This window comes from Ralstonia sp. OTU4908 (genome assembly GCF_038440115.1).
GTDB classification, from domain to species: Bacteria; Pseudomonadota; Gammaproteobacteria; order Burkholderiales; family Burkholderiaceae; genus Ralstonia; species Ralstonia pickettii.
The window spans coordinates 113,392-128,187 of record NZ_JASATD010000007.1 but is presented as its reverse complement, the minus strand read 5'-3'; the positions used below and the strand labels follow the sequence as shown (position 1 = coordinate 128,187).

Here is a 14,796-nt window from a genome sequence, read left to right as displayed (position 1 = left end):
GTTCCCATTTCCTGTTTTTGGAATCGTTGGCTTATTGAATGTCGTTCAGCTCGCGTCGTTCAAATGACAGGCGCTGACATGGTTGACCGCAATGCCGCGCAGCGTCGGCGTCTCGGTCTTGCAGCGGGGCATGGCGTGCGGGCAGCGCGGGTGGAAATGGCAGCCCGTAGGCGGATGCAGCGGGCTCGGCATCTCGCCTTGAATGGCGGTGAATGTCTTGTGCCGGGCCGACAGGCGCGGAATCTCCGCCAGCAAGGTCTGCGTGTAAGGATGGTTCGGGCGGCGGAAGACTTCCTCCGCCGGAGCCGATTCCACCACGCGGCCGAGGTACATGATCACCACCCGATCGGACAGGTGTTCCACCACGCCCAGGTCGTGGCTGATGAACAGGTAGGTCAGGTTGAGCTGCTCGCGCAGGTCCATGAACAGGTTCAGGATCTGCGCCTGGATCGACACGTCGAGCGCGGCCACCGCCTCGTCGCAGACGAGCATCGACGGCTGCACCGCCAGCGCACGCGCAATGCCGATGCGCTGGCGCTGGCCCCCGCTGAACTGATGCGGATAGCGGTCGCGCAGGGCGGGGTCCAGGCCGGCGCGCTGCATCTGCGCAGCCACGTAATCGGCAAAGTTGGCGCGGTCGGTCAGACCGTGCACGCGCGCTGCCTCGCCGACGATCTCTTCCACGCGCAGGCGCGGGTTGAGGCTGGCGTACGGATCCTGGAAGATCATCTGGATCTTCAGGCGGGCCGCGCGCGCTTCGTCTGCCGTGAGCATGTCGATGGCCTTGCCGTCCACGCGCACCTCGCCGGCCGATGGCGGCATCAGGCCCGCAGCAATGCGGCCGAGGGTGGATTTGCCGCAGCCCGATTCGCCGACGAGGCCGACGACTTCACCGGGCTGGATCGCGAGGTCGACACCGTCGACTGCACGAACGACTGCAGGCGGATGCGCCAGGCCGAAGCGTTGCAAGACGCGATCACCCGCACCGACCTTGCGATCGCCAAAGCGTTTGCTGACCTGCTTGAGTTCAACGAGCGGCGTACTCACGCGACCTCCTGCGAGGACGCGTGCTGCGCGTCGGGATGGAAGCAGCGGACGAGGCGCCCCGGCAGCGGTTGCGTGATTTCCGGCGCGACGCCGCAGACCTCGGTGGCGCGCGGGCAGCGTGCTGCAAACGCGCAGCCTGCCGGCAGCGACAGCAGGTTCGGCGTCATCCCGGGAATTTGGCGCAGGCGCTGGCCGCGGCGGTTCTCGCTGGGCAGGCTGTCGATCAGGCCCACGGTGTAGGGGTGCAGCGGGGCATCGAGCACGGCATCGACGGGACCGTGTTCGACGATGCGCCCGGCGTACATCACAGCCACCTCGTCAGCCAGGCCGGCCACGACAGACAGGTCGTGCGTGATCCAGATCAGCGCCGTGCCGTGCATGCGCGAGAGCTTCTGCACTTCGGACAGAATCTGCGCCTGGATGGTCACGTCCAGCGCCGTGGTCGGTTCGTCGGCAATGATCAGGTCGGGCCGATGCAGCATCGCAATGGCAATCGCCACGCGTTGACGCATCCCGCCGGAAAGCTGATGCGGATACGCCCGCAGCCGCTCTTCTGGGCTTGGAATGCCCATCAGGCCGAGCGTGTCGCGTGCATGGTCCCACGCCTGCTTGTGGCTCATGCTGCTGTGCGCGCGCACGGCCTCGATCATCTGGGCATCGATGCGCAGCACGGGGTTGAGCGTCATCATCGGGTCCTGGAAGACCATGGCGATGCGGTTGCCCTGCAACTTGCGCAGCTCGCGCGGGGCGAGCTTAGTGAGATCGCGGCCCTGGTAGAGGATCTCGCCGCCGACCACGCGGCCGGGCGGGTCCACCAGACCCATGATGGAGAAACCGGTGACGGACTTGCCTGAGCCGGACTCGCCGACCAGCCCGAGGATGCGCCCGCGCGCGAGCGAGAACGACACATCGTCCACCGCCGGCAGCACGCCTTCACGCGTGAAGAAATGCGTGCGCAGGTTGCGGACTTCGAGGGTGGTCGCGTTGGTGGGCGCCATCATCGCTGCGTCCTCGGGTTCAGCACTTCCCGCAGGCGGTCGCCCACGAGGTTGATAGCCACCAGCGCCAGCAACAGCGCGATGCCCGGATAGAAACTGATCCAGTACTGGCCTGAAAGCATGTATTGGTATCCGTTGGAAATCAGCAGGCCCAGAGACGGCTCGGTAATCGGCACGCCCAGGCCCAGGAAGGACAGCGTTGCTTCCAGCGTGATCGCGCGCGCCACCTGCAGCGTGCCCACGACGATCAGCGGCGGCAGGCAGTTCGGCAGGATGTGCTTGAGCGCAATGCGCCAGCCGGGCAGGGCGAGCGAGCGGGCGGCTTCCACGTATTCGCGGCGACGCTCGACGAGGGCCTGGCCGCGCACCGTGCGCGCGTAATACGCCCACTCCAGCAGCACGAGCGTCAACACGACGTTGGTGATGCTCTTGCCGAGATAGGCGAGGATCATCATCGCCACCAGCACCGACGGGAACGACAGCAGCAGGTCGACCGTGCGCATGATGATGCTGTCGACGCGGCCGCCGGCATATGCCGCAATGAGGCCGAGCAGCGTGCCGATCACGGCGGCCACGGCGGCCGAACCGATCCCCACGCCCAGGCTGATGCGCAGGCCATAGAGGATGCCGGAGTAAAGGTCACGCCCCTGGCCATCGGTGCCGAGCCAGTACGTGAACGTCCCCAAGCCATTCGGCGAACCTGGCGGCAGACGCGAGTCGAGCACGTCGAGCTGCATCAGGTCGTATGGGTTCTGCGGCGTGATCCACGGTGCGGCCAGCGCGGCCAGCATCAGGATCACGACCCCGGCAAGCCCAAAGACGGCGGTCTTGGATGCCAGAAAATCGGACACCACGCGGCGCCACGGCGATTGCTTGCGCGGGGCGGCAACCGCGGCTGCGGTGGTGGGTTGCGGAGTTGTATTCATCATGCAGCCTCCGCGCCGTCCGCCGCACGCACGCGCGGGTCCAGCAGCCGATACAGGATGTCGACGATCAGGTTGAGCGACACGAACAGGCACACCACGACGATGAGGTACGACACGATGACCGGCCGGTCCAGCGAGTTGATGCTATCCAGAATGAGCTTGCCCGCGCCGGGCCACGCAAAGATGCTTTCCGTCACCACCGCAAAGGCGATGGTCGAGCCCAGCTCCAGGCCCAGCACCGTCACCAGCGGGATCAGCGTATTGCGCAGCACGTGCGCCAGCACCACGCGCAGCGGCGACAGGCCCTTGGCACGCGCGAACTTCACGAAATCCAGTGGCAGCACCTCGCGCACGCCGGCAGACGTCAGCCGCAGCACCAGCGAGAGCTTGAACAGCGACAGGTTGACCGCCGGCAGCACGAGGTGCCGCAGGCCATCGACCGTCAGCCACGACCATTCGATGCCGAACAGGCGCGCCGTTTCGCCCCGTCCGCTTGCGGGCAGCCAGCCGAGGCTCACGCTGAAGGCCATGATCAGCATCAGGCCCACCCAGAACGTCGGCAACGAGAATCCAACCACGCTGCCCGTCATCAGCAGGCGCGATACCGGATGGCGCGGATACAGCCCCGCGAACAGCCCAAGCGGCACCCCGATCACCACCGCGATGATCAGCGCAGAAAACGCCAGCTCCAGCGTGGCCGGCAGGCGTTGCAGGATCAATTGGATGGCCGGTTCGTTGTAGACAAAGCTCTTGCCGAGATTGCCGTGCAGCGCGCCGTTCAGGAAGGCGAGGTACTGCTCCCACAGCGGTTTGTCGAGGCCCAGTTCGGCAATGATGCGCGCGCGGTCGATCTGGTCGACGTCTTGGCCGATCAGGATGTCGACCGGGTTGCCGATGGCGTGCAAGCCGATGAAGACGATCACCGTCATCACCAGCAGGACCAGCAGCGCCTGGCCGATGCGGCGGATGAGCCAGCCTGTCATCGTGCAGCCTCCTGGCCGGAAGTGGCATTCGCCTCCGCACCGGGCGGCGGCGCAGACGTCCATTCATCGCCAAAGATTTCCGGCTCGGCATAGGCCTGGATGGCGGCGTAGTGTCCGTCGATGTCTTCCTGGTACAGCAAGCCGGCAATGCCTTGCGCCAAGCGCTTCGCGCCCTCGCTGATGGCGGGGATGTCGCCAGAGACGCTGCCGTGCGTGACGGACGCGGGATAACAGAAGCAATGCACGCGGGACAGGCCGGGCAGCGTGCCGGGCGTTTTCTCGCGAAATTCGAACGCGTGCCCGAGGTCGGGTGAATCGGCGAGTTCTGCATCTTCCTCGCCGGGGCGCGGTGTGTAGCGGTCGCGCCATTGGCGAATGTGCGGTGCCAGTGCGCTGAACTCCGGGCGCGAGGCCCAGTCCGTGCGAAAGCCCGTCGAGAAGATCAGGAAGTCCAACTGGAATACGCCCTTGGTTGTGGCCACGTGCAGCACGCCGTCGTGCTCGTCGACGCCCAGGATGCCGCAGCCCAGGTTGAAGCGCGCATTCGGATGCCGCGACACACGCAGCGTGCTGCCGCGCGGCGGGGGCACCTGCTCGACATTGATGTAATGGCGGATGCGCCATTTCCATGCGTCGGGCAGATACAGGTGGCCGTGCACGAGCCCCGGGCTGCCCGCACCCTTGCCCTTGTTCACGCGCGGCAGGTCGGGGCGTCGGATCAGCATGTCGACGCTGGCGGCACCGGCTTCCAGTGCCGTTGCTGCCGAATCCATGGCGGACGCACCGGCGCCGATCACGCCTACGCGCTTGCCCGTCAGCGTGCCGTAATCCATCTCGTCAGACGAATGCGCCCACCAGCGGCGCGGCAGCCGGCGCGCAAAGTCCGGCACGGATGGGCCGCCAAGCCCGTCCCGGCCGGTGGCCAGCACCACGCGGCGCGCAAACACGCGCTGCGTCGGTTGACCCGGCGCGTCGATCAGCAATTCAACGGCGCCATCCACGCGCGGGTGGATCGCCTTCACGTGGTGTTCGTTGCGCACGTCGAGCTGCAGGACGCGGCGGTACCAGCGCAGGTAGTCCATCCATTGCAGACGCGGGATCTTGTCGAGCACCTCCCACGCATCGGTACCGAACTGCGCTTCAAACCATGCGCGGAACGTCAAGGCCGGCAGGCCGAGCGCAGGGCCGGTCAACTGCTTTGGCGAGCGCAGCGTTTCCATGCGCGCCGTCGTCGCCCATGGGCCTTCGAAGCCGGCGGGCGAGCGGTCGAACACCACCACGCCGATACCGAGATGCTTGAGCGATGCCGAGGCCGCCAGGCCTGCCATGCCGCCACCGATGACGGCCACGTCCAGTACGGGTTGCCCTTCTAACGTGTGGGGCAGCGTCCAGTTTTTTGCGGGGAGTTCGAGCCAGGAGAGGTCCTGGTGCAAACGCGCTTCGAGCGCTGCGAGCCCGGTCACTTGCAGCGCATTGTCTTCTTGTGCAGCGGTCATGCGGACGCGCCTTCGGTTTCGTTGATGGATTCGCCATACAGCACCTGCAGCATGCTGGCATGGCGTGCCGGATCGTGCAGCTTGCAGTCCGGCAGCAGGCGCTGGGCTGCCCGCGCCAGGGCGTCGGTCAATGAGGTCACCCCCGCCGATGGCCGCCTGGCCTCGGGGGTGATCACGCCAAAGAAGAAAGGGATATCGGCGTCGATCGGGCGCACTGTCACGCCGTCGATCGGCACGCCATATGCCGTCACAGGCTCCAGCAACGCGACGCCCAGGCCCGCGCGCACGGCGGTCAGCGCATTCAGCGAGGCGTTGGTCTCGATGAGGGCGGTGGGCTCCACGCCGGCCTTCGCCAGCGCCTGGTCCAGACGGCGGCGCAGGCGATACGGGTTGTGCATCGTGATGATGCGCTGTCCGGCGCAATCGGCCAGCGCAACACGGCTGCCGGCGGCCAGCGGGTCCTGTGTCTGCACTGCTGCCACGCACGCGGCTTCGCCGATCCAATGCACCGTGACGCCGCGATGTTCCAGTGGCAGGCTGCTGATGCCCAGGTCGGCCGCGCCGGTCAGCACGGCGTGCACCACCTGTTCGGGCGAGGCACTGCGAATCTGGACGTGTTGCGCGAGTTCCGGCTCGTCGGCCAAGGCGGCAGGCAACAAACCGGCCGCCAATGCCGACGTGGCCGCGAGGCGCAGCGGGCGTGCCTCGCCGCGCGCGATTTCTTCGGCACGGGTGCGGATCTGACGTAAGCTGATCAGCGTGTGCTCAACGTCTTCGTACAGCAGGAAACCCTGCTCGGTGGGCGAGACGCGCGGCCCCGCGCGTGTGAACAGGGCGTAGCCGATCTCGGCTTCCAGATCCTGGATGAGCCGGCTGATGGCGGGCTGCGAGCGTCCCAGCAGCTTGCCCGCCGCAGTGACGCTGCCGGTCGACATGACCGCGGCAAACGCTTCGAGTTGTCGGAGTTCCATCCGCCTGTTTGATCCCAGTCATGCATGTGGTTCCTGCATTCTGGTAGAGGCAGTATGCGAATTCCAAATAGTATTTTCTTATGTACTCATGCGCTTTGCGCTGGCAACCGCTATTTCGTGCGGTACGGCAACTGCCCAGGCAGGCCCGCGCAGCAGCGACCACACTTTAATTGACGAACGTGCCGTTCGGCCCGATCACCGTCGACCCGACATCGTTCGGTCCTTTGCGCAGGTTGGGGCCGTAGCGAATGTCCAACCCACCGATGTCAATCTTGCCGGCTGATCCCAGTCCTGCGACACAGCCGCGTGTCGGCGACTTTTGAATTTCCCTAAGACTGCCACCTTGCCGCACCGCTTCCTGCCGGGTTCTGCCCAAAAAAAACCGCCGTACGAGACGGCGGCATGGCTGGTCAGCGAAGCGTCGATCAGTTGTTCTGCTTCGTGATCTTCGTGCCTTCGACCGATGCGCCGGCCATCAGGCCTGCGTTGGTCAGGTTGAAGCCGATGATCGGCTGCTGGGCGGTATTGGTATCGACCGCGCCGTTCGCACCGATCTTTGCCAGTGCCACGGTGGCATCCACGCCGGCCGTCCAGCCCTGGCTCGCCTGGAATTTCTGCAGCGCTTCGTCCGTCATGAACAGGATGATCAGCGCACGCGACTGCGCGCCGGCCTGGAAGCCCACCGACGCCGAGGCGATGTTGTAATAGCCCAGCGGACGGCCGCCGCCGGTGCGCAGCACGCCTTCGCCGTACTGGCCGCCTACCACGAAGCCGGCGTTCAGCACCGACGGGAATACCAGGACGCCCTTGGCGCGTGCCACCAGCTCACGCGAACCGCTGGCCGTGGTGTACAGGCGCGACAGCACGGAATCGGCTTGCGAGTTGGTGGTGGCGTGCTTGTTGGTGGACGACATCACGTCGGAGCCCTGCGCATTCGGGCTGGTCGTGGTACACGCGGCGAGCTGGGTACCGAGCAGTGCGACAGCAGCAAGCGCGGCGGCGCGGGTGACGATGGTCTGGCGGCTAATGAGGTTCTTTTTCATGGCGATTGATCTCACTGTCTTTGTTGTTGACGAGGGACACAGGCACACGCGTCCCGGCTCTGACTCGGTCCCATGCAAAGCGCAAGGGTTGTCGAAGGAGGGGAGAGCAAGCGGCGTGCCCGCCATATCGAATAAGCGCCGGAGCGCTCAGTTCCTGACATTAGGCGAGATTTGTGCCCCATGTGGCGCTTTTTCCTTCACTGCTTTGTAAAAACGCAAGCCGACCGCAATACAGGTAGCTTTTTCACCCGCAACAAAAAACCGGCGCGTGGGCCGGTTCTTTGTGCGAAGCGGAAGGGGGGTGAGCGCTCAGATCCAGATGATCAACGCCGCCACGCCAATGATCAGACCGAACTTCACTACGTAGTAGACCTTGCGGTTCCAGGCCTTGAAGCGGCGGCGGTACTGGCCCATCACCCATACATAACGAAACAGCTTGTTGATGCCGCCGGTTTGGTCGCCGTCGTCGTTGGGCGAGCTGGCGGCAGTCATGACCTTGCGGCCCAGCCATTTATTGATGCGCTGCGCCCAGCCGAATTTCATCGGGCGTTCGATATCGCAGAAGAGGATCAGGCGGTCCTTGTCGGAGGCGTTTTCGGCCCAGTGCAGATAGGTCTCGTCAAAGACCACGCCTTGGCCGTCGCGCCAGCTGTGGCGCTGGCCGTCGACCTCAATGAAGCAGCGGTCGTCGTTGGGCGTAGACAGGCCCAGGTGGTAGCGCAGCGAACCGGCAAACGGATCGCGGTGCGGGTTCAGCTTGCCACCCGGCGGCAGCTCGGCAAACATCGCCGCCTTCACGCTGGGCAGATCGCGCAGCAGCGCGACGGTCTGCGGGCAGAGCTGTTCGGCAGAGGGGTGATGCGCTTCATACCACTTCAGATAGAAACGCTTCCAGCCATTCTTGAAGAACGAGTTGAAGCCGGCATCGTCGTTCTTTTCGGCGGCCTTGATCTTGCGCAGGTTGATGAGCGCCAGGCCTTCGTCGCGAATCTGCGGCCACGCGGCCTGCAGTTTTTCCAGATCCGGAAAGCGCTCGACCGGCACATACGGCGTCTGCGGCACGCCCGAAAACGCGTACATGAAGCAGTTGACCGGCGCGACCACGGCCGAGTGGTCGAACATCTGGCGCCAGAATTTCAGGCGCACCTTGCCGCGAAAGTGCACGTACAGAATGGAGCCCAGATACAGGGCCACGATAATCCACTTGATCAAGGCGATTTCCTTGCCGCACAGGGCGGTCAGCAATTGAGTGCATGCGCTGTTGGCGCAAACCGGCATTTTACCCGGGGCCGCGCTGCGCCGCGTTGACTTCGGCCAACAGTGCACCGTGGCTTTGTGACGCCGCGTTATCGTTTGCGCTCTCTTCATAATGTGGAACGTCTGTGTCGATTTGTAGCGAAATGTGCGCCGCGTTCTACAATTCCGTTTTCGTCCGACGGGCACCCTGGTCGCGGACGATCACCGGAGGGAGCGATGGACGTCAAAAAACGCGACGAAGAATCCAGCGATATGCCGACCACCATTGGCATCGTGCCGGGCAATGCGCAATCGCTGGAAGCGTCCATGCGCCGTGCGCAGGAAGCGCTGTCTGCGGTGTCGGCGCGGCTGGCAAATCGGCCACCGATGCCGCGGCCAGACCCTGCCACCGAGCGCTTCGTCGAAACGGACCACACCATGTCACCCGCGGAGGCGCGGGCCCTGGCCGAACGTTGCATCGCCGGCGAGACCGCGGAGCCGGCGAGCCTCGCGCGGGCGTTTTCTGTGCTGCTTGGACAAATCGATGGATTCGAGGCCGACCATGCCGGCCGGCGCCGCGTGCTGCGGCAGTGGATGGTGAGCCAACTCACCTACAAGATGCTGTATCTGCACCACACCGGTCAGGATTCGACCGTGCCGCCGCGTGCGTTGCGCGCCCAGAAGGAGCGGGTGAAGGCGCAGGTTTCGGCCTTGCTCGATGCCGGGCGTTCCTACACCGATGTGCGCCTGACCGACCTGCGCTTTGCCGAAGACGGCGCTGCCGGTCAGGGCTGAATGATCTCGCGCGATCAAGCGATGAGGCTCAATCGTCTTCGTCGTCGTCCGGTTCGGAGTCGAGAAACTCGCGGCGGGTGAGCCAGTCCGCGATGGCTTGATCGCAGGCGTCCTTCAGCTTTGCCTTGTTATCCACCTTGTCGAACAGGGTGAAATTCATTAGGGCCAGGCCCAGATCGGTGATGTAGAACATCCGCTTCGGATTGTCGAAGTGGACGATGCGGCCGTCGATGTCGCCTTCGTCTTCGGGCTCGGCGGGCGCGTCTTCGAGTTCGACCACGCGGCAGGTGAAGCGCGGTGTGCGGGTGTGCGTCAGATATTCGAATTCATCGTGCGACACTTCGCCGGACGGTGTGACGGCAATGGCGAAGCCCCAAATAAAGCGTGGGGTCGGCAGATCCGACAGCTCGTCGATTTCATCCATCCTTGTTTCTCCAGTCTGATGACGGCTTGTATTAACGGCGCATTATCGCGCGACCCGTGCTGCACGGAAAGCACAATGCACGCCCGACATTGTGGGGTGCCGACATGACGGAACCGCGCATTCAGCGCATTCGGGACGGGCTGGCCGCCCGGCAGGCGTTCGATGCCGATGCGCTGATCCCGTGGATTGTTGCGGGGCAACGTGTCGGCTGGTTGAGTCGAGAGCGCGCATCGTTGCTTGCGCGCTGGCCGCACTGGTTCGATGTGTCGACGCAGCGGGTCGATCTGCGGGAAACCGTCGCCACCGAGGCGCAGCGCACCGCGGCACTGGCCGAAGTCATCATGCGCCTGGCCGAAGAAGGCCACGTGCGGGGCTGGCGCGACGAGCGTTTCGCCGTCAACACCGGCTGGGGCACGCCCACGCTGGCGCTGATCGAACGCGCCGCCGCGCGATTTTTCGGCATTCGCACCTATGCTGCACACATGAACGGCCTGATCGACGGCGCAGATGGTGCCGGGCCGGCGCTCTGGCTAGCCCGCCGCGCCGAGACAAAACCGATCGACCCCGGCATGTGGGACAACCTCGTCGCCGGCGGCATCGGCCATGGCTTCGATGCACGTGGTGCGCTGGAGAAGGAATGCTGGGAAGAGGCGGGCATCGGCGCCGATCTGGCAGCGTCGCTGACGCCCCGCGGCACGCTGGATGTGCTCCGCGAAGTGCCCGAGGGCATCCAGTGCGAAACGCTGTTCACCTTCGACCTGACGCTGCCGGACAGCTTCATCCCCGTCAATCAGGACGGGGAGGTCGCCGGTCACCTGCGCGCCAGCCCCGACACAGCGCTTGATATCATGGCGGACTTCGCGATGACGGTCGACGCGACGCTCGTCACCCTCGACGCCCTGGCGCGGCTGGGCCCGTCCCCTACGCCACAGCGGTTTGCGCCCGACAACAACACATAAAACGCTTCATGAGTCACTCCGGCTTCATTCTTACCTTGTCGTGCCCGGACCAGCCCGGCATTGTCCACGCCGTGTCGGGACTGCTGTTCGAGCAAGGCTGCAATATTCTCGATTCGGACCAGTTCGGTGACGAATTCACGGGCCGTTTCTTCATGCGCGTGCATTTTGTGCCGCAGGGCCAGCCGCTGGACCTGGACGCCCTGCGTGACCGCTTTGCGCCCATCGGCGAACGTTTCTCCATGCAGTGGGGCATGTTCGACGCGGCGGTCAAGCCGCGCGTGATGATCCTGGTCTCGAAGATCGGCCATTGCCTGAACGACCTCCTGTTCCGTGCCCGCGCAGGTCAGCTGCCGATCGAGATTGCGGCCATCGTGTCGAACCACCGCGATTTTTACCAACTCGCCGCGTCGTACGACGTGCCATTCATGCACTTGCCGTTGCTGCAGGCGACGGACGCGCAGAAGGCCCAGCAGGAAGCCCGTATCTGGGAAATCGCGCAGGAGCAGCAGATCGACCTCGTCGTGCTCGCGCGCTATATGCAGATTCTTTCCGACGATCTGTGCCGCAAGCTGGAAGGCCGCGCCATCAACATTCACCATTCGTTCCTGCCCAGCTTCAAGGGCGCCAAGCCGTATTACCAGGCGCACGAGCGCGGTGTGAAGCTGATCGGTGCAACGGCCCATTACGTGACGGCCGATCTGGACGAAGGTCCGATCATCGAGCAGGAAATCGAGCGCGTGGACCACAGCATGGACCCGGAACAGCTCACCGCCGTGGGCCGCGACGTGGAATGCGTGGCGCTGGCCCGTGCCGTGAAGTGGCATGCGGAACACCGCATCCTGCTCAACGGCCACAAGACCGTCGTCTTCAAGTAATCCAATCAGAGTAGGGGAGCGCGCGATGCGACAGATCATTCTCGATACCGAAACCACCGGCCTGAATGCCGCCACCGGCGACCGCGTGATCGAAATCGGCTGCGTGGAGATGGTCAACCGCCGCCTGACCGGCCGGAACCTGCACTTCTACATCAACCCCGAGCGTGAGATCGATGCGGGCGCGATGGCTGTGCACGGCATCACCAACGAGTTCGTGGCTGACAAGCCGAAGTTCGCCGAGATCGTCAACGAGATCCGCGACTACGTGCAGGGCGCCGAGGCGATCATTCACAACGCCGCGTTCGACTTGGGCTTCCTGGACATGGAATTCCAGCGCCTGGGCCTGCCGCCATTCCGCGAGCACCTGTCGGGCCACATCGACACGCTGCGCGAGGCGCGCCAGATGTTCCCTGGCAAGCGCAATTCCCTGGATGCGCTGTGCGACCGTCTGGGCATCAGCAACGCGCACCGTACGCTGCACGGCGCATTGCTCGATGCGGAACTGCTGGCCGAGGTCTACCTGGCCATGACGCGCGGCCAGAACACGCTGGTGATCGACATGCTGGAGTCGGGCGAGGGCGCATCGGCCGAAGCCGTTGCCGTCGACCTGAGCGCGCTGCAATTGCCCGTGCTGCTGGCAACCGAAGCGGAGGCCGAAGCGCACGCCGGCGTGCTGAAGGAAATCGACAAGGCCAGCGGCGGCAAGACCGTCTGGACGCGTGAACCCGTGGAATCTGCGCAGCCGGCTGCCTGATCAAAAAAATGTGCGGTCAGGGTATTTACACGGCTGCACCTTTTCGCCATAATCTCGCTTTCACCGCATTCGGGTGGTTAGCTCAGCGGTAGAGCACTGCCTTCACACGGCAGGGGTCACAGGTTCAATCCCTGTACCACCCACCAAACTGGCGAGAAATCGCATGAAACAAGGCCCTCAGGCAATCGCCGAGGGCCTTTTTCTTTGTGCGGAATTCCTCGAGCTTCGCCATTTCCTCGAACTTTCGCCATGTGGCGGAGAACAGGCGGAGTCGAAACTCAACCCAGACGTCACGAGAACCAAGAATCGTCTGCAGCAGGAATGGCCGAAATCTGGAAGCACGGTCGCTACTGACGGGGCGAGATCCGTCCAGCGGGTTACCCAAACCAAAGTCGAACCTTTGACACCAAAGCCGATGCCGATGCCGATGCCGAAGCTTGGGCGCGGTAAGTTGAGTCCGAAATGGACCGGGGTGGCCGAGGGGTTCTTCGTGGGAGGGGACTGGCGCAATGAGCACGTCCGCCCGCTCGACGTCTTCGTCATCGAAACCGCAATGCGCCGTGGCAAGCTGCTTTCCCTGCGGTGGCCCGATGTTCATCTTGCCGACGGAATTGTCCAGTTGCACGACACCAAAAACGGAGAGGGGCGAGATGTTCCTCTCTCTAAGCGAACTGGAGCGAGGCCGAACGCAACGCCTTCGTCGATTCGCTCCTCCGTTACAACGATAAGGTCTCCGCTCGCAAGAAGGGCGCTGTGCTCGATGTCCTCCTTATTTGGAGGCTGCGCTCCGACCTGAACGCTGCGCTGAAAGTCTTCGCGCTGAGTGGTCGGAGCATTGCTCTATATCGAGATCGCGATTTGGCTGGCGATGCGAAGAAAAACCCGCTGATAGCTATGCCGCATGCTGAATGCGGCCGAGACTACTGCTAGCTGTCACCGAGCCGACCGGTGGTCTCTGGCACGATGAGTGCGCCGGCCAGATACAGCAATGTCACTGCGCCGATGGTGACGCCAAGAACATGCGGAAGATCTGCTGGTGTGCGCGCGATCAGCGATGCCAGTGTCGGCATCATGCCGCCGATTGCGAAACCGATATTCCACGAGAGTCCTGTTCCAGAGGCACGAATGCTTGTGGGAAATCGCTCGTTCAGGAAGATTAGGATCGGAGCAAATCCTGCGCATCCCAGCATGCTGAGCGAGGCGGTATAAACGAACCTCGCCGTCATGGTCGAGGCGGCGGGTAACCATTGGTAGAGCAGAGGCAGGAGTACCAGTGCGGTCGCGCCAATCAGCAGGAACGAGCGCTTGCGCCCTACCAGCGAGCTGAGGTGGCCGGCCGCTACCGAGGCAACGATCACGGCCAGACTGCTGACCATGAGCAATGCGGCGGACTCTCCGGCCGGGACTTTCATCACGACCTTCAGGAATGTCGGTAGATAGCCGGACGTCAAATAGTAAGCACTGCCGCCGCCTATGGTCAGCAGTATGTTGACCAGCAGGATTCCGCGATACTCCTGTGAGAAGAGCGTCCGTATCGGATGTGCCTCAAGTTTCGCGTGTGTCTTGGTAGCCTGGAGTTGTTTCCACAGTGGAGACTCTTCCAGCGAGTTGAAAATGACTAGCCCGAGCACAGAGCTGACGATGCCGGCAAAGAACATGCAGCGCCACCCCCAGGTCTCAAAAGCGTCGCCGGGAAACAGCATGGTGACAGTCATATACGTGATTGATGCCAGCAGTGCGCCGATGCCTGCACCGCCACCGCCCACCAGCCCGGACACCGCGCCGCGCCACGAAGGCGGGACAGACTCCGTGCCAATGGTGTGCGTCGACGCCACCACGCCGCCAACGAAGACCCCCTGTATCAGCCGTAGCAAGATAAACAGTGCCGGAGCAAAAAGGCCGACCTGGCCGACCGTCGGCAGTAGCCCAAAGGCAGCCGTCGACATGCCGACGCCGGTTACGGCCACCACCATTGCGCCCTTGCGCCCTCGCTGGTCCGCATAGGAACCGAAGATTGCCGACCCTAGCGGTCGCATCAGTAACGTTACCGCAAACGATGCATAGACCGCTGCCAGCGACAGCATGGCATGCTCGGACGGGAAGAAGAGTTTGCCAATCACCGGCGCTACGAACAGCAGGATGAACAGGTCGAACAGATCGAGTGCCCATCCCATGCATGAAGCCGTGACCGCCCCCAGCACCTGCCGGTTGCTCACAGTCGGTGGTTCGATGCTCCCCACGCCATCGGGCGGCGCTTTATCGTTAGCTAGCATTTCCATTGTCGTCTCC

Annotated in this window: 15 protein-coding genes and 1 tRNA gene; 6 read left to right on the top strand and 10 right to left on the bottom strand. The window is 63.9% G+C overall.

Annotation, left to right across the window (positions count from 1 at the left end):
• Positions 1-45 precede the first annotated feature (45 nt).
• The 8 genes from AAHM38_RS08825 to lpxO form a co-directional block, all read right to left on the bottom strand.
• On the bottom strand, positions 46-1,047 hold the full coding sequence (locus AAHM38_RS08825) for an ABC transporter ATP-binding protein (protein ID WP_116576058.1): 1,002 nt from the start codon (positions 1,045-1,047) through the stop codon (positions 46-48).
• The gene (locus AAHM38_RS08820; RefSeq protein ID WP_116576059.1) at positions 1,044-2,048 is read right to left on the bottom strand and encodes an ABC transporter ATP-binding protein; all 1,005 of its coding nucleotides are present in this window, start codon (positions 2,046-2,048) and stop codon (positions 1,044-1,046) included. The genes AAHM38_RS08825 and AAHM38_RS08820 overlap by 4 nt, the downstream gene beginning before the upstream one ends.
• Positions 2,045-2,974: an ABC transporter permease gene (locus AAHM38_RS08815; protein WP_116576060.1), complete on the bottom strand. Its 930-nt coding sequence runs from the start codon at positions 2,972-2,974 to the stop codon at positions 2,045-2,047. Before AAHM38_RS08815 ends, AAHM38_RS08820 begins: the two co-directional genes overlap by 4 nt.
• A complete protein-coding gene (locus tag AAHM38_RS08810) occupies positions 2,971-3,954 on the bottom strand; it encodes an ABC transporter permease (protein WP_116576061.1) in 984 nt (327 codons plus the stop codon). The genes AAHM38_RS08815 and AAHM38_RS08810 overlap by 4 nt, the downstream gene beginning before the upstream one ends.
• Positions 3,951-5,450 (bottom strand): NAD(P)-binding domain-containing protein, encoded by a 1,500-nt coding sequence (locus AAHM38_RS08805; protein ID WP_116576062.1) that lies wholly within the window; start codon positions 5,448-5,450, stop codon positions 3,951-3,953. The genes AAHM38_RS08810 and AAHM38_RS08805 overlap by 4 nt, the downstream gene beginning before the upstream one ends.
• Positions 5,447-6,421, bottom strand: a complete 975-nt coding sequence (locus AAHM38_RS08800; protein WP_116576063.1) for a LysR family transcriptional regulator — start codon at positions 6,419-6,421, stop codon at positions 5,447-5,449. The genes AAHM38_RS08805 and AAHM38_RS08800 overlap by 4 nt, the downstream gene beginning before the upstream one ends.
• 425 nt (positions 6,422-6,846) lie before the next feature.
• Entirely contained in the window at positions 6,847-7,464 is a 618-nt protein-coding gene (locus AAHM38_RS08795; protein WP_012762212.1) for a BPSL1445 family SYLF domain-containing lipoprotein, read from the bottom strand.
• A gap of 309 nt (positions 7,465-7,773) precedes the next feature.
• On the bottom strand, positions 7,774-8,676 hold the full coding sequence (lpxO, locus tag AAHM38_RS08790; RefSeq protein ID WP_116576112.1) for a lipid A hydroxylase LpxO: 903 nt from the start codon (positions 8,674-8,676) through the stop codon (positions 7,774-7,776).
• A gap of 261 nt (positions 8,677-8,937) precedes the next feature.
• Between lpxO and AAHM38_RS08785 the strand changes: the two genes are divergently transcribed.
• A complete protein-coding gene (locus AAHM38_RS08785; RefSeq protein WP_116576064.1) occupies positions 8,938-9,495 on the top strand; it encodes a hypothetical protein in 558 nt (185 codons plus the stop codon).
• A gap of 28 nt (positions 9,496-9,523) precedes the next feature.
• Here AAHM38_RS08785 and AAHM38_RS08780 read toward each other — a convergent pair whose 3' ends face one another.
• Positions 9,524-9,919: a hypothetical protein gene (locus AAHM38_RS08780; protein ID WP_009240943.1), complete on the bottom strand. Its 396-nt coding sequence runs from the start codon at positions 9,917-9,919 to the stop codon at positions 9,524-9,526.
• A gap of 104 nt (positions 9,920-10,023) precedes the next feature.
• Here AAHM38_RS08780 and AAHM38_RS08775 point away from each other — a divergent pair, with 104 nt between their 5' ends.
• From AAHM38_RS08775 to AAHM38_RS08755, 5 genes are all read left to right on the top strand, one after another.
• Positions 10,024-10,878 (top strand): NUDIX hydrolase, encoded by an 855-nt coding sequence (locus AAHM38_RS08775; RefSeq protein WP_116576065.1) that lies wholly within the window; start codon positions 10,024-10,026, stop codon positions 10,876-10,878.
• Between the two features lie 8 nt (positions 10,879-10,886).
• On the top strand, positions 10,887-11,753 hold the full coding sequence (gene purU, locus AAHM38_RS08770; protein WP_116576066.1) for a formyltetrahydrofolate deformylase: 867 nt from the start codon (positions 10,887-10,889) through the stop codon (positions 11,751-11,753).
• 25 nt (positions 11,754-11,778) lie between these two features.
• Complete coding sequence (gene dnaQ, locus AAHM38_RS08765) at positions 11,779-12,507, top strand: DNA polymerase III subunit epsilon (RefSeq protein ID WP_009240940.1); 729 nt, start codon at positions 11,779-11,781, stop codon at positions 12,505-12,507.
• 71 nt (positions 12,508-12,578) lie between these two features.
• Positions 12,579-12,653: transfer RNA gene (locus AAHM38_RS08760), tRNA-Val, on the top strand.
• A gap of 17 nt (positions 12,654-12,670) precedes the next feature.
• Positions 12,671-13,303, top strand: coding sequence for a tyrosine-type recombinase/integrase (locus AAHM38_RS08755; protein WP_179817584.1), 633 nt, complete (start codon positions 12,671-12,673; stop codon positions 13,301-13,303).
• A 130-nt stretch (positions 13,304-13,433) separates the two neighbouring features.
• On the opposite strand, the gene AAHM38_RS08750 is transcribed toward AAHM38_RS08755, so the two are convergent.
• On the bottom strand, positions 13,434-14,786 hold the full coding sequence (locus tag AAHM38_RS08750) for an MFS transporter (protein WP_009240919.1): 1,353 nt from the start codon (positions 14,784-14,786) through the stop codon (positions 13,434-13,436).
• Positions 14,787-14,796: the final 10 nt, after the last annotated feature.

What these genes read in the sequence shown, in the direction of transcription:
- AAHM38_RS08820 (WP_116576059.1), bottom strand. Translation starts at nt 2,048, where the DNA reads ATGATGGCGCCCACCAACGCGACCACCCTCGAAGTCCGCAACCTGCGC.
- AAHM38_RS08815 (WP_116576060.1), bottom strand. Translation starts at nt 2,974, where the DNA reads ATGATGAATACAACTCCGCAACCCACCACCGCAGCCGCGGTTGCCGCC.
- AAHM38_RS08810 (WP_116576061.1), bottom strand. Translation starts at nt 3,954, where the DNA reads ATGACAGGCTGGCTCATCCGCCGCATCGGCCAGGCGCTGCTGGTCCTG.
- AAHM38_RS08805 (WP_116576062.1), bottom strand. Translation starts at nt 5,450, where the DNA reads ATGACCGCTGCACAAGAAGACAATGCGCTGCAAGTGACCGGGCTCGCA.
- AAHM38_RS08800 (WP_116576063.1), bottom strand. Translation starts at nt 6,421, where the DNA reads ATGGAACTCCGACAACTCGAAGCGTTTGCCGCGGTCATGTCGACCGGC.
- AAHM38_RS08795 (WP_012762212.1), bottom strand. Translation starts at nt 7,464, where the DNA reads ATGAAAAAGAACCTCATTAGCCGCCAGACCATCGTCACCCGCGCCGCC.
- AAHM38_RS08785 (WP_116576064.1), top strand. Translation starts at nt 8,938, where the DNA reads ATGGACGTCAAAAAACGCGACGAAGAATCCAGCGATATGCCGACCACC.
- AAHM38_RS08780 (WP_009240943.1), bottom strand. Translation starts at nt 9,919, where the DNA reads ATGGATGAAATCGACGAGCTGTCGGATCTGCCGACCCCACGCTTTATT.
- AAHM38_RS08775 (WP_116576065.1), top strand. Translation starts at nt 10,024, where the DNA reads ATGACGGAACCGCGCATTCAGCGCATTCGGGACGGGCTGGCCGCCCGG.
- purU (WP_116576066.1), top strand. Translation starts at nt 10,887, where the DNA reads ATGAGTCACTCCGGCTTCATTCTTACCTTGTCGTGCCCGGACCAGCCC.
- dnaQ (WP_009240940.1), top strand. Translation starts at nt 11,779, where the DNA reads ATGCGACAGATCATTCTCGATACCGAAACCACCGGCCTGAATGCCGCC.
- AAHM38_RS08755 (WP_179817584.1), top strand. Translation starts at nt 12,671, where the DNA reads ATGAAACAAGGCCCTCAGGCAATCGCCGAGGGCCTTTTTCTTTGTGCG.
- AAHM38_RS08750 (WP_009240919.1), bottom strand. Translation starts at nt 14,786, where the DNA reads ATGGAAATGCTAGCTAACGATAAAGCGCCGCCCGATGGCGTGGGGAGC.